Genomic DNA, 13,635 nt, shown 5'->3' with positions numbered 1-13,635 from the left:
GACAGGCCGGGCGCTGCGCGCCCGGTTTTTTTATCCGTATTTGGTAAGACCCGCGCCGGACTTAGCTGCCCGCGCCGGGTTCCTTGTAGACGCCCTGTTCCTTCAGCGCATCGACCACTTCGGCGGGCATGTATTCTTCATCGTGCTTGGCGAGGATTTCCGACGCCTCGAACACGCCGTTCACATAGCGCCCGGTTCCCACCATACCCTCGTTCTCCGAGAACAAGTCCGGCAGCACACCCGAATAGACAACCGGCACAGTCGCGCCGCCATCGGTCACGCTGAAGGACACGGTCGATCCCTGCCCCCGCACGATGGAGCCTTCCTCGACCAGACCGCCGATGCGGAACACTTCGTTCGGCGCGGGAGGTTCGGCCATAACCTGGCTGGGCGAGCGGAAAAAGTTGATGCCATCGCGCATTCCGTATCCGATCAGCGCGGTCGACAGGATCAGCGCGACCGTCGCAAGCGCGATCACCTGAATGCGGCGTTGCTTCTTGAGCGATTTCAGTGCCATGGCGTCCTCATCATCGGGCTGCCGATAATATAGGCGCAAGAGAGCGATCTGAAAACCGCGACATATGCGGCATGTGCGCCTGATCCGGGTTCAAGCGGCAAGATGTGCGGCATGGTCGGCCGCGCGTCTCAGATCGGCGTGAAAGGCCGCTTCCTCGCGCAGACGCTGATCGGAGTCGCGCAGGCGCAGCAGGTAGCTGGGGTGAATCGTGACGAAGACGGGCTGATCGCCCGACATCTCGATCCGGCCGCGCCGCTTGAGCAGACCCGTCCCGCTGCCCGTCAGGCCGCGCAGAGCCGTGGCACCGAGTGCCACGATCAAGGCCGGGCGCACCCGTTCCCGTTCGAGATCCAGCCACCAGCGGCAATGGTCGATCTCGTCCGCGCTTGGCGTCTGGTGCACCCGCCGCTTGCCGCGCGGCACGAATTTGAAGTGCTTGACCGCGTTCGTGAGATAGACCGTCGCACGGTCAATCCCCGCCTGGTCGAGCGCGCGATCCAGTACCGCGCCAGCGGGGCCGACGAAGGGACGCCCTTCAAGGTCCTCGCGGTCGCCGGGTTGTTCGCCCACGAACATCAGCGACGCGTCGACCGGCCCCTCGCCCGGCACGGGCTGTGTCGCATCCTGCCAGAGCGGGCAGCGCCGACAGGCGTCAAGCGCGTCGGCCAACCTGTCTTCGCCATGAACCTCGCCGGGACCGCGGCGATCCTCCGACAAGCGCGCGGTGACTCTGGACGCGCGCAAGGGCGGCAAAGTCGGAGCCGCGGCTTGCATTTCGGCGGCACGGGCGCGCGCGCCTGCAATCATTTCCGGCAGATGCGCGGTTTCGGGCATGTTCTTCCAGTATTTCTTCGGCATCTCCGCCTGCATCGCTTTCAACTTGACGCGCGCTGGATTGAAGATGTTGCGGAAATACGTGCCCCAGAGTTCCTCGGTGGCATCCTCTGGCAACGGCGGTTTCTCAATCCCCGGCGCGAAGCGCAGCACCCCGTTTTCGAACACCGCCGTGAGGTCCGGCGTGTGGATTGTCCAATCCATGTCGCCAAATCGTTTCACGAAGAAAGGCGCCGTTGGCTCCACGATGAAATGCGACGGCTCGAACCAGGCGGCAAAGCGGCGGCGCGGCGCGTCGCGGTCTCCGGTATCGCGAAAGCGCACGAACGCCGTCATCTTGTGCTTGTCGCGCCCAACCTCCTTGGCGAGCGCGTTGAGCTTTGAGACACGAGGGTCGCCGCGATCTTCGAAAAGGCGCGGCGCCGATTGCAGCGCCCACAGCATCGCGTAGGCGCGCGCAAAACGTTCCGGATCGCGGTGCCACAGCGCCAGCCGGACAGTGGACAGAAAGCTTTTCGGCACCGTGACGCGGTCCGGTGACGCGACATCGGGGAATTCGGTCGCCTCCGTGCCGAAGAGGTCCGCGGCCCCTGCGCCGCGTTGCCAAAGGATGTCCTCCGGTCGGACCTTCGCCGCAAGCGCCCGCCGCGCGGCATCGCGCCAGGCGTCGAAGGTGCCGATTTCGGGCAAGGTGATGCGGTACATTACGCGGCTCAGAACAGGGCGAGCTGCTCGGGCGGGGGTGCAAAGCGCGCGCGCAGATCGGCCGTGTCCAGCCCCCGCGCCTGCCACCCCGGCAGGCTGATGAAGGAGCGTGCCGATTTCAGGTTTGCGCCCATCCGCGTGAGATCCTCCCATCGGACCGACCGGTGCCGCCGTGTGGCGAGGATACGGCCGACAGTGCGGGTGCCGAAGCCGGGCACGCGGAGCAACATCTCGCGGTCGGCCCGGTTCACGTCCACCGGGAACAGCGCGCGATTTTCGAGCGCCCAGGCCAGTTTGGGATCGAGGTCGAGATCGAGGTTGCCGTCAGGCTGCGCGGCGGTGATTTCCCCCGCATCGAAGCCGTAGAACCGCATCAGCCAGTCGGCCTGGTACAGGCGATGCTCGCGCATCAGCGGCGGCTGGATCAGCGGCAGCGTGGCCGAGGCATCCGGGATCGGTGAAAAGGCCGAGTAGTACACCCGCTTCAACCGATATCCCGAATAGAGCCGTGTCGACGTCCGCAGGATCGTCGCATCGTTGGCGCCGTCCGCGCCCACGATCATCTGGGTCGATTGGCCTGCCGGTGCAAAACGCGGCGCGCTGCGTCCGCGATAGGTCTTTTCGCGCCGCGCCTCCTTGAGCACTCGCACATCGGCCATCGCGCGTCGAATCTGGTTCGGGTCTTTTTCGGGCGCGTAGGTTTTGACGGCACTGTCGGTCGGCAATTCGATGTTGATCGACAGTCGATCCGCGAACTTGCCCGCCTCCTCGATCAGGTGCGGAGAGGCGTCGGGAATGGTCTTGAGATGGATGTAGCCGCGAAACCCGTGCTCTTCCCGCAGGCTTTTCACGATCCGCACCATGTCGGCCATCGTGTCATCCGGCGACCGGATGATGCCCGACGACAGGAACAGCCCCTCGATATAGTTGCGGCGATAGAATTCCAGCGTCAGCTCCACCACCTCTTCGGGGGTGAAGCGCGCCCGCTCGACGTTCGAACTCACGCGGTTCACGCAATAGGCGCAATCGTAAATGCAGAAATTGGTCATCAGGATCTTGAGGAGACTGATGCAGCGCCCGTCCGGCGCATAGGCGTGGCAGATGCCCGACCCGGTGGTCGATCCAATGCCTTTCCCGTCTTTCGAGTCGCGCTTCTGCCCCCCGCTCGAAGCGCAGGAGGCGTCGTATTTTGCCGCGTCCGACAGGATGGCGAGCTTCTGTTGCAGAGTGAGCTTGGACATAATGTTCACATTATGTTCCGCACCCGGCAAAGGCAAGCCGCGGATGGCTCACATCCGCTAGAGACCCTCAGATACCCTTCAGGGGAAACAGGGCGCGAGCATCAGGCCCGTGGTTTCCTCGATCCCCAGCATCAGGTTCGCATTCTGCAACGCCTGTCCCGAAGAGCCTTTGGTCAGGTTGTCGAGAGCGGCCACGACGATCGCGCGCCCGTCGATGCGGTCGCCCGTCACCCCGATGTGACAGAAATTCGATCCACGCACGTGGTGGGTCGAGGGCGTTTCGCCGAACGGCAACACTTCGATGAACGGCTCGTCGGAATAGGCTTTGGCCAAGGTGTCGTGCACGGTCCCCGCCTCTCCGCTGACATAGCAGGTGGCAAGGATCCCCCGGTTCGCCGGGATCAGATGCGGCGTGAATTGCACCCGCACCTCTTCGCCTGCCAAAGCACTGAATTCCTGATCGAATTCACCCAAATGCCGATGTGTGCCGCCGACGGAATAGGCGTTTGTGCCCTCGGACAGTTCGGCGTGGAGCAGGTTTTCCTTGAGCGACCGGCCCGCGCCGGACACGGCGCATTTCAGATCAAGGATAATGTCGGTCAATCCGATCACCTTGTCCGCAATCAGCGGCCGCAGGATGTATTGGCCTGTCGCAGCGTTGCAGCCGGTTCCGGCCACCAGCCGCGCATCCCGAATGGCGTCGCGGTAGAATTCGGTCAGGCCGTAGACCGCCTCTTTCTGCATGTCGACGGCGGCGTGCGGGTTGCCGTACCACTTTTCGTATGCCGCCGGATCACGCAGCCGGAAATCCGCCGACAGATCGACAGTCTTTAGGTTAGTCGGCAGTTTCGAGATCACCTCCTGGCTGGTTTTGTGCGGCAGGGCGCAGAAGCAGAGGTCGATCTGCGAGAAATCGATCTCTTCCCAGGTGACGAGCGTAGGGAGGTCCAGATGGCGCAGGAACGGAAACACCTGCGCGATGGTCTGCCCGGCCTTGGAATTCGCGGCCAAGGCCGCGATTTCCATGTCGGGATGAGTGGCGATGAGGCGCAGTAATTCGGCTCCGGTATAGCCGCTGGCACCGATGATGGCGATTTTACAGGTCATGGGGTCACTCTCCGTGACGAAAAGGGAATTGAAACTTGCAAAGGGCGAGGCTCAGGCGGCCTCGAACTGGATCCGTCGTCGGAGGAACTGCGTCGCGTGATCCGACACACGCTTCGGGTCGCCTGTGGTCAGGAACATCGACTGCTCTCCCGAGCCCATCATGTTGGGATGGCGCTTGAGGTAATCGGCGAGCGACTCCGCCACGAGGTTGGCCTGGCTGTAGACGGCGACGTCAGGCCCAAGCGCGTCCTGGAAGATATCCTGCATCAACGGATAGTGGGTGCAGCCGAGAATGGCCGCCTGCGGGGTCGGCATCTTCCGCTTGAGCGCATCCACGTGGGACCGCACCAGCGCTTCGGCCAGGATCATGTCGCCCTCCTCGATCGCGTCGACCAGACCGCCACAGGCCTGCGCCTCCACATCCACACCGATGGCGCGGAAGGCCAGCTCGCGTTGGAACGCGCGGCTGCTAACGGTCGCGGGTGTCGCAAACAGGGCGACGTGTTGGACCGCGACCTCGCGCGGCGGGGAATTGTCGCCCCATTGCCGTTCGGTCAAAGCTTCGATCAGCGGCACGAACACGCCCAGCACGCGCTTTTCACGGGGGATCCAGTTCTCCTGCATCCGGCGCAGGGCTGCGGCCGAGGCGGTGTTGCAGGCGAGGATTACCAGATCACACCCCGCATCCCAAAGCCGTTCCGTCGCGGCGCAGGTCAGGGAATAGACATCATTTGCATCGCGCACGCCGTAAGGCGCATGCTTGTTGTCGCCAAGGTAGACGAAGGGCACGTCGGGCAAACGCTTGGACACGGCATCCAGCACCGTCAGACCGCCCAGCCCGCTGTCGAATACACCAACCGCCATGTCGCCCTCGCACGCTCGGCAAGGGTGGGCGATCAGCCCCGCGCCCTCTGCCGGTCTTCAAATTCAAAGCCGTAGTCGAAAGATGCAAACGGCGTTGGAGACAGCTCATACGTCGCTTTGCGGAGAAAATCCATCAGCTCTCTCGCGTCTTTTTTGCGTCGCGCGATTTCATGCGCCGGAATGGGCGCACCGATGACGATCCGCACAGGGGTATCGACCCGGTTCCGGAACTCCTTGAGCAAAAGCCCCATGCGTAGCGTGGAGTGCAGATGGCTGGCGAGCTGGAAAAGGCGGCTGGTCTGACCGTCGAAGTAGATCGGAAGAACCGTCGCGTCCGACTTGGCGATCATGCGCGCGGTGAAATTGCGCCAGCCGGGATCCATCGGTCTTGCAAAGGGCCGCGCCGCAGTCGACACGGTTCCACCCGGGAAAACGCCGATGCACCCGCCCTGCACCAGGTAATCGAACGCGAGTCTGCGCGTTGCTATGTTTTGCGCGACTGCCGCGTTGCCACTGTCGAAATCCACCGGAAGAATGATCCGGTCAAGGTCTTGGGCCTTGCGGAACACCTTGTGCGCCAGGATGCGGAAATTCCCGCGCGTGACCGACAAGACATGCCCGAGGATCAACCCGTCCAAAATCCCGTAAGGATGGTTCGCAATGACGATCAAAGGCCCTTGGCGCGGGATCGTATCGAGGGACCCGCCAATGACATCGAGGCTCAACCCGTAGCGGTCGATCATCACCTGCCAGAAGTCACGGCCCTGCGCGACCTCATCCTGATACCCGGCGGCGCGTTTGATGAGCGACAGCCGGCCGGTGGCGTTTTCCATCATTCGGATCAGAGCGCGCCCGCGTCTCGACCGCGCGGAATGGGCGTAGGACAATTCACGGATTGCGGACGACGTCACGATTCCCTCTCCAGAGCAACAGGACCGCGCCCTGTTAGCGCGGCCCGATCTTTCCGCAAAGATATGCCATGTGTGTCACGCCTTTATGACGCATCACTCCGCTGCCTGTTTGAACCCGGCACCCCCGTCGCGCAACACCGCCAGCAATTCTTCGCGGCGTTTCTCGGCCTTGGCGGCATTGGCCTGCTTGACCGGTCCGAAGCCCTTGATCTGAAGCGGCAGTTCGGCCAGCGCGACCAGCGCATCCATCGTCTCGGGCCGCGCTTTCGGCAGCCATTCAGCCATGTCCGTCTCGTACTGCTTGATGAGAGCCCGCTCCATACGTCGCTCTTCTGTGCGTCCGAAGGGATCGAATGGCGTGCCACGCAGCCATTTCAGTTTCGCCAGAAGGCCGAATCCCTTGAGCATCCCTTCGCCATACTGCTTTTTCACCGGGCGCCCGTCCGGCCCGGTCTTGGACAGCATCGGCGGGGCAAGGTGGAAGGACATCTTGAAGTCGCCACCGAACTGTTCCGCGGCCTTCGCACGGCTGTCGAGGTGCAGGCGCGCGACCTCGTATTCGTCTTTGTAGGCCAAGAGCTTGTGATACCCTTTCGCCACCGCCTCTTTCAGGCGGGGATCGGATGCCTGATCGACCAGCTTGATGTAGCGCTTGGCGTAGCGCTTGCCCTGATATTTTACCAAATGGTCAAATCTGAACGCGATCTTCTCGTCCAGTGTCTTGGGCATCGCGATGACCTTGGGCTCGGCAACCCGCGCCGCGTCTTCGGGGTGCAGCACCGCCCAGCGACCGATCTCGAAGGCGCGGATGTTTTTTTCCGCCGCCGCACCGTTCAGTTCGATCGCCTGAACAATCGCGTCATAACTGAGCGGCACCAACCCGCGCTGCCACGCCGCGCCAAGGATCATCATGTTGGAAAAGATCGAATCCCCAAGCGTCGCCTTCGCCAGCTCGGACGCATCGAACAGGTCCAGCCGGTCCCTGATCCGCGCTTCAAGAGCGAGGCGTAACCTGTCGGTTGGCAATGCAAATTCGGTGTTCCGGGTAAAGTCACCGGTGATGATCTCGTGCGCGTTCACCACTGCTCCGGTGCGGCCCGTCCGCATGAGGCCCAGCGTCTTGGCCCCGGCGCTGACCACCAGATCGCCGCCGATCAGCGCATCGCATTCGCCGGTGGCCACGCGAATGGCGCTGATATCGGCGGGGGTGTTCGCCAGCCGCAGGTGGATATGCACCGCGCCACCCTTTTGGGCGAGGCCGGCCATCTCCATCATGCCCGCGCCTTTGCCGTCGATCTGTGCGGCCTGCGCCAACACCGCGCCGATGGTGACAACGCCGGTGCCGCCGACGCCGGTGACGACCATGTTCCAGGTGCCGTCGATGGCGGGCAGGCTGGGGTCCGGCATGTCCGGCAGGCTGATTTCAGCCGTGGCGGCCTTTTTGACCTGCGCGCCTTCAAGCGTGATGAATGACGGGCAGAACCCTTTGAGGCAGGAATAATCCTTGTTGCAGGACGACTGATCAATCGCCCGCTTGCGGCCAAGCTCGGTTTCTTTCGGCACGATGGACACGCAGTTCGACTGCACGCCGCAATCGCCACAGCCTTCGCAGACATCTGTATTGATGAACACGCGTTTGTCTGGATCGGGAAACTGCCCGCGCTTGCGGCGGCGGCGCTTTTCGGCGGCGCAGGTCTGGATATAGACGATGGCGCTCACGCCGGGCGTCTTTGCAAACTTTTCCTGCACGGTTTGCAAATCCGCGCGTTCCGAGAATTCAATGCCTTGCGGGAAGGCTTTGAAGTTCACGTCTTCCTTTTCGTCATAGACGACCGCGAGATACTTCACCCCCATCGCCTGAAGTTCCGCCGCGATCTGCTGCGGCGTCAGGCCGCCGTCGTTCTTCTGACCACCGGTCATGGCGACGGCATCGTTGTAGAGGATTTTGTAGGTGATCGTGGTGCCCGCCGCGAGAGCGGCGCGGATCGCCTGAACGCCGGAATGGTTGTAGGTTCCGTCGCCCAGGTTCTGAAAGACATGGGGCGTTTTGGAAAACAGCGACTCGCCGATCCAGTTCGCGCCTTCGCCCCCCATATGGGTGAAACCCAGCGTTTCCCGGTCCATCCATTGCACCATGTAGTGACAGCCGATCCCGGCATAGGCGCGGCTGCCCTCCGGAACCTTGGTCGACGTGTTGTGCGGACAGCCCGAACAAAAATACGGAAGCCGCGCGGCGATCTCTTCGGCGTTGTCAGCTTTGCGTGCCTCATCAAGGGCTTGCATCCCGGCCTTGATGCGATCCGTATCTCGGCCTTCCTCGATCAGGATCTGCCCAAGACGTTCGGCAATCAGGATCGGGTCCAGCGCGCCCCGCGTCTGGAAAAGCTCCGGCCCGTGCATCGACCCGGCACCGCCGCCCTTGTGCCAGCCCCAAACGCGGCGGCCCTTGCGGTCGTCGAAAATCGCCTCTTTGATCTGCACCTCGATCAGCTTGCGCTTTTCCTCGACGACCACGATCAGGTCGAGCCCCTCGGCCCAGTCGTGGAAGCCCAGCATATCCAGCGGCCAGGTCTGGCCGACCTTGTAGGTTGTGATCCCCAGGCGTTCGGCCTCGGCCTCGTCAATGCCCAAGAGCGACAGCGCGTGCACCAGGTCAAGCCAGTTCTTGCCTGCCGCGACGAACCCGATCTTCGCACCCGGCTTGCCCCAGACGCGCTTGTCCATCTTGTTGGCGTGGGAGAACGCCTCGGCGGCGAAGCGTTTATAGTCGATCATCCGCGCTTCCTGCGCGTGCGGCGTATCAGCGAGCCGGATGTTGAGACCGCCCTCGGGCATGTCGAAGTCCGGCGTGATAAAGGACATCCGGTCGGGACGACCATCGACGACCGAGGTCACTTCGACGGTGTCCTTCATCGTCTTGAGACCGACCCAAAGCCCCGAAAACCGCGACAGGGCAAAGCCGTAGAGCCCGTAATCCAGCACTTCTTGGACACCCGCAGGCGACACCACGGGCATGTAGGCGTCGATCATCGCCCATTCGGATTGGTGCAGAACGGTCGAGGATTCCCCCGTGTGGTCGTCCCCCATCGCCATGAGCACCCCACCATGCGGCGACGTCCCGGCCATGTTGGCGTGTTTCATCGCGTCGCCCGATCGGTCCACTCCCGGCCCTTTGCCGTACCAAAGACCAAAGACGCCATCGTAGCGCCCCTCACCACGCAGTTCGGCCTGTTGCGACCCCCAGAGCGCCGTGACGGCGAGATCTTCGTTCAGCCCCTCCTTGAAGGTCACGTCCGCCGCTTTGAGGAAGCGTTCCGCGCGCTGCATCTGCAAATCGACCGCCCCAAGCGGAGACCCACGATATCCGGTGACATACCCGGCGGCGTTCAGACCGGCGGCGACGTCACGGGCCTTCTGCATCAGCATGAGCCGTACCAGCGCTTGCGTGCCGTTGAGAAGAACCGGCGATTTGGCCAGGTCGAAGCGGTCGTTCAGTGTGATCTCTGCTTTGGTCATTTGACGCCTCCCTGCGTGAAATGTGCCTGTAGTTTAGCATAAATTTAGGTCATAAATGCTGACCTTACCACAGATTTATTTTGAATTTTCAGTGATCACAAAGAAGTCGTTCATATATGTGATTGTGTCATGTAAACGGCGTCCAACGATTGAAAGTGTACAAGATGGACTGGGACAAGCTCAGAATATTTCACGCGGTGGCCGACGCAGGGAGCCTTACCCATGCGGGCGACTCGCTCCACCTGTCGCAATCCGCCGTGTCACGTCAGATTCGCGCGCTCGAGGAGTCGTTGAATACGGTTCTGTTCCACCGCCACGCACGCGGGCTGATTCTCACCGAGCAGGGCGAATTGCTCTTTGACGCCACCCGGTCCATGAACAAACGGATCGAGGCCGCGACCGCGCGCATCCGCGACAGCGAAGAAGAGGTCTTCGGCGAACTGCGCGTCACCACGACGATCGGTTTCGGATCGCTCTGGCTCGCGCCGCGTCTGCCGAAGCTCTACGAGAAATACCCAGACCTCAAGATCGACCTGATGCTGGAAGAGCGCGTTCTCGACTTGCCGATGCGCGAGGCGGATGTCGCTGTGCGCATGAAGGAACCGAGCCAGGCGGACCTGATCCGCAAAAAGCTGATGGCGATCCGCATGCGGCTCTACGCGTCGCCGGAATACCTCGCCGAGAACGGAACGCCGGAAACCATCGAGGATATCGCGAACCATCGTCTGATCTGCCAGAATCCCCGTGCAGCGCAGGTCAGTGCGGGCATGATGCTTGTGCAACAGTTGCTGACCTATGACATACGGTCGACGCTGACGGTGAACAATTACTTCGGCGTGCTGCAAAGCGTGCTTTCGGGCCTTGGCATCGGCGTTTTGCCCGATTACATCATCGAGGATTTCCCAAGCGTCAAACGCGTTCTGCCGGACGTTGAATCCATTGAAGTGCCTGTTTTCCTTGCCTATCCCGAAGAGCTGCGACAATCTAAACGGATCGCCGCGTTCCGCGATTTCGTGCAGGAAGAGATTTTTGCACACCGCCAGACACGCAAGGCTTTGGAAGCGGAGCAGCCCTGAAAAGTGTGACCCATGCGCCTCACGCATAACGGGAATGTCGCATGTAATATGCTACAACCCTTGCCATACATGCCGGCGCTGACATATTTGGCAGTTATGAGATGACGCGCTGAATTGTGCATCATCTTCATACCTCCCTGTTGGACTTCGGCCGAGCTTTTTGCTCGGCCTTTTTTTCGCACATGCGACCGGCACGACTGCAACCCGGGAGACGTGACATCAAAATTCGCTGGGATCTTCTTGCGCGTCCGTTCTGGCTGACATTGGGGTTTGTCGCCTTGGTGTTGGGCCTGGTCGGGATTGCGCTGCCGGTGCTGCCGACGACGCCTTTCGTTTTGCTGGCGGCCTTCGCGTTCGGCAAAAGCTCTCCGCGGTTGCGGCGCTGGCTCGAGCATCACCCTGTTTTCGGCGGCCCGATCCGGGATTGGGAAACGCGCGGTGCCATCGCCCCTCGGCACAAGGCAATCGCCGTAATCATGATGAGCGCCGCGTTTCTGGCCAGCGTTCTCTTTGCGGTACCCAACCACGTGCTTGTCATTCAGGCCGTTTGCCTTGGCGCGGCGGCGCTCTTCGTGCTGAGCCGTCCTTCGGCCTGAGCCGCCGCAGGTCGTTGTGCTGCGCCGGGTCATGTCCTATGAAGCCGCAAACTGCCTGCCGACAGGACTGCCACCATGCAAGACCCAGCCATCACCGAAGACCTGATCGCCGCGCACGGCATCAATGCCGATGAATACGCCGAGATCCTGCGGATCATGAACCGCGAACCCACCTTCACCGAGTTGGGGATCTTTTCCGCCATGTGGAACGAGCATTGTTCCTACAAGTCGTCGAAGATCCACCTCAAGACCCTGCCCACCACCGGCCCCCAAGTCATCTGCGGCCCCGGCGAGAACGCGGGCGTCGTGGATATCGGTGACGGTCAGGCCGTGGTCTTCAAGATGGAGAGCCACAATCACCCGTCCTACATCGAACCCTATCAGGGCGCGGCGACGGGTGTGGGCGGTATTCTGCGCGACGTCTTCACGATGGGCGCGCGACCCATCGCGGCGATGAACGCGCTCAGCTTCGGCGAAAAGGATCACCCCAAGACGCGCCGCCTTGTGCATGGCGTGGTCGAAGGCATCGGCGGTTACGGCAATTGCTTCGGTGTGCCCACCGTGGGTGGAGAGGTGCGGTTCCATCCGGCCTATAACGGCAACTGTCTGGTGAACGCCTTTGCCGCAGGGTTGGCCGACGCGGACAAGATCTTCTACTCCGCCGCCAGCGGCGTGGGGCGCCCTGTCGTCTATCTGGGTGCCAAGACTGGTCGAGATGGTGTCGGCGGAGCAACAATGGCCAGCGCTGAATTCGACGACAGTATCGAGGAAAAGCGCCCTACCGTGCAGGTGGGCGATCCCTTCACCGAAAAGCGCCTGATGGAGGCGTGTCTGGAGCTGATGCAAACCGGCGCTGTCATTTCCATTCAGGACATGGGTGCGGCGGGCCTGACCTGTTCCGCCGTGGAAATGGGCGACAAGGGCAAGCTCGGCATCCGGCTCGATCTTGAAAAAGTGCCGCAGCGCGAAGAGAACATGACCGCCTACGAGATGATGCTGTCGGAAAGCCAGGAACGCATGCTCATGGTTCTCGACCCGGCGAAAGAGGCCGAAGCCCGCGCGGTGTTCGACAAATGGGATCTCGATTTCGCCATCGTCGGCGAGACCATCGACGAAGACAGGTTCCTGATCGTTCATCATGGCGAGGTAAAGGCCGACATGCCGCTGTCGCGCCTCTCGTCCTCTGCCCCCGAATACGACCGCCCTTGGGAACCGACGGAGGCCCCTGCGCAACTGGCCGAAGTTCCAGCGGTCGATCCCATCGACGCGCTCAAGGCGCTTATTGGAAGCCCGAACTACTGCGCCCGCAACTGGGTGTTCGAACAATACGACACGATGGTGATGGCCGACACGGTCGAAGGTCCCGGTTGGGGCGCGGGCGTGATCCGCGTTCACGGCACCGACAAGATGCTGGCCTTCACCTCGGACGTGACGCCGCGCTACGTCAAGGCGAACCCGGTCGAGGGCGGCAAGCAGGCGGTCGCCGAAGCGTTCCGCAACCTGTGCGCCGTCGGGGCCAAACCGCTTGCGACCACGGACAACCTCAATTTCGGCAACCCCGAGAAGCCCGAGATCATGGGTCAGTTCGTCGGCGCGATCCAGGGCATCGGCCGCGCCTGCGAGGCGCTGGACATGCCCATCGTGTCCGGCAACGTGTCGCTTTACAATGAAACCGACGGGCAAGGCATCCTGCCCACCCCCACCATCGGGGCGGTGGGTCTGATTGCCGCCGACGAAGAGCCGATCCTGGGCCGCGCCCGCGACGGGCATGTGGCGCTGCTGATCGGTGAGACACACGGCCATCTCGGCCAATCCGCCCTGCTTTATGAGGTGTTCAACCGCGAGGATGGCGATGCACCGGCGGTCGACCTGATCGCGGAGCGGCGCAACGGCGAATTCATCCGCAACAACCGCGACCTCATCAAGACCTGCACCGACCTGTCCGATGGCGGTCTCGCGCTTGCAGCCTTCGAGATGGCCAGCGCGTCGGGTGTCGGCGTGGTGATCGACGAGACCGATCAGGCACAACTTTTCGGCGAAGATCAGGGCCGCTACCTTATCGGGTGCAATTTCGACCAGGCCGAGGCGCTGATGATCGCCGCAGGTCAGGCGGGCGTCCCCATCGCTTCCGTGGGCCGGTTCACGGGCGACACGGTCAGGATCGGTGGTTCCGAAGCCCCATTGGCCGACTTGACCGACCTGCACCGCAATGCGTTTGCCGGCCACTTCGCCTAGATCTGCCTGCCCGACCGCAGGCAAGACCGCTTG

Annotated in this window: 10 protein-coding genes; 3 read left to right on the top strand and 7 right to left on the bottom strand. The window is 62.3% G+C overall.

Annotation, left to right across the window (positions count from 1 at the left end):
* Positions 1-61: 61 nt before the first annotated feature.
* The 7 genes from ccmE to Q1B16_RS05855 form a co-directional block, all read right to left on the bottom strand.
* The gene (ccmE, locus tag Q1B16_RS05885; RefSeq protein ID WP_299786012.1) at positions 62-511 is read right to left on the bottom strand and encodes a cytochrome c maturation protein CcmE; all 450 of its coding nucleotides are present in this window, start codon (positions 509-511) and stop codon (positions 62-64) included.
* A gap of 96 nt (positions 512-607) precedes the next feature.
* Complete coding sequence (locus tag Q1B16_RS05880; RefSeq protein WP_299785446.1) at positions 608-2,056, bottom strand: UdgX family uracil-DNA binding protein; 1,449 nt, start codon at positions 2,054-2,056, stop codon at positions 608-610.
* 8 nt (positions 2,057-2,064) lie between these two features.
* Positions 2,065-3,297 carry a putative DNA modification/repair radical SAM protein gene (locus Q1B16_RS05875; protein ID WP_299785444.1) on the bottom strand — a complete coding sequence of 411 codons (1,233 nt, stop codon included), beginning with the start codon at positions 3,295-3,297 and terminating at the stop codon, positions 2,065-2,067.
* A gap of 78 nt (positions 3,298-3,375) precedes the next feature.
* Positions 3,376-4,404 carry an N-acetyl-gamma-glutamyl-phosphate reductase gene (gene argC / locus Q1B16_RS05870; protein WP_299785442.1) on the bottom strand — a complete coding sequence of 343 codons (1,029 nt, stop codon included), beginning with the start codon at positions 4,402-4,404 and terminating at the stop codon, positions 3,376-3,378.
* 51 nt (positions 4,405-4,455) lie between these two features.
* Positions 4,456-5,268 carry a glutamate racemase gene (gene murI, locus Q1B16_RS05865; protein ID WP_299785440.1) on the bottom strand — a complete coding sequence of 271 codons (813 nt, stop codon included), beginning with the start codon at positions 5,266-5,268 and terminating at the stop codon, positions 4,456-4,458.
* 32 nt (positions 5,269-5,300) lie between these two features.
* The gene (locus Q1B16_RS05860; RefSeq protein ID WP_299786010.1) at positions 5,301-6,104 is read right to left on the bottom strand and encodes a lysophospholipid acyltransferase family protein; all 804 of its coding nucleotides are present in this window, start codon (positions 6,102-6,104) and stop codon (positions 5,301-5,303) included.
* A 168-nt stretch (positions 6,105-6,272) separates the two neighbouring features.
* Positions 6,273-9,695, bottom strand: a complete 3,423-nt coding sequence (locus tag Q1B16_RS05855) for an indolepyruvate ferredoxin oxidoreductase family protein (RefSeq protein ID WP_299785438.1) — start codon at positions 9,693-9,695, stop codon at positions 6,273-6,275.
* Positions 9,696-9,859: 164 nt separating this feature from the next.
* Here Q1B16_RS05855 and Q1B16_RS05850 point away from each other — a divergent pair, with 164 nt between their 5' ends.
* The 3 genes from Q1B16_RS05850 to purL all read left to right on the top strand — a co-directional run bounded on the left by Q1B16_RS05850 (position 9,860) and on the right by purL (position 13,602).
* Positions 9,860-10,771: a LysR family transcriptional regulator gene (locus Q1B16_RS05850; protein ID WP_299785436.1), complete on the top strand. Its 912-nt coding sequence runs from the start codon at positions 9,860-9,862 to the stop codon at positions 10,769-10,771.
* A gap of 182 nt (positions 10,772-10,953) precedes the next feature.
* Positions 10,954-11,367, top strand: coding sequence for a YbaN family protein (locus tag Q1B16_RS05845; protein WP_299785434.1), 414 nt, complete (start codon positions 10,954-10,956; stop codon positions 11,365-11,367).
* A 75-nt stretch (positions 11,368-11,442) separates the two neighbouring features.
* Positions 11,443-13,602 (top strand): phosphoribosylformylglycinamidine synthase subunit PurL, encoded by a 2,160-nt coding sequence (gene purL / locus Q1B16_RS05840; RefSeq protein WP_299785432.1) that lies wholly within the window; start codon positions 11,443-11,445, stop codon positions 13,600-13,602.
* Positions 13,603-13,635 lie beyond the last annotated feature (33 nt).

The organism is uncultured Marivita sp. (genome assembly GCF_947488135.1).
Taxonomy (GTDB): Bacteria; Pseudomonadota; Alphaproteobacteria; order Rhodobacterales; family Rhodobacteraceae; genus Marivita.
The sequence above is the reverse complement of the archived record's forward strand: the minus strand, read 5'-3'. Positions and strand labels throughout refer to the sequence as shown.

What these genes read in the sequence shown, in the direction of transcription:
- Q1B16_RS05880 (WP_299785446.1), bottom strand. Translation starts at nt 2,056, where the DNA reads ATGTACCGCATCACCTTGCCCGAAATCGGCACCTTCGACGCCTGGCGC.
- Q1B16_RS05875 (WP_299785444.1), bottom strand. Translation starts at nt 3,297, where the DNA reads ATGTCCAAGCTCACTCTGCAACAGAAGCTCGCCATCCTGTCGGACGCG.
- argC (WP_299785442.1), bottom strand. Translation starts at nt 4,404, where the DNA reads ATGACCTGTAAAATCGCCATCATCGGTGCCAGCGGCTATACCGGAGCC.
- murI (WP_299785440.1), bottom strand. Translation starts at nt 5,268, where the DNA reads ATGGCGGTTGGTGTATTCGACAGCGGGCTGGGCGGTCTGACGGTGCTG.
- Q1B16_RS05860 (WP_299786010.1), bottom strand. Translation starts at nt 6,104, where the DNA reads ATGATGGAAAACGCCACCGGCCGGCTGTCGCTCATCAAACGCGCCGCC.
- Q1B16_RS05855 (WP_299785438.1), bottom strand. Translation starts at nt 9,695, where the DNA reads ATGACCAAAGCAGAGATCACACTGAACGACCGCTTCGACCTGGCCAAA.
- Q1B16_RS05850 (WP_299785436.1), top strand. Translation starts at nt 9,860, where the DNA reads ATGGACTGGGACAAGCTCAGAATATTTCACGCGGTGGCCGACGCAGGG.
- Q1B16_RS05845 (WP_299785434.1), top strand. Translation starts at nt 10,954, where the DNA reads ATGCGACCGGCACGACTGCAACCCGGGAGACGTGACATCAAAATTCGC.
- purL (WP_299785432.1), top strand. Translation starts at nt 11,443, where the DNA reads ATGCAAGACCCAGCCATCACCGAAGACCTGATCGCCGCGCACGGCATC.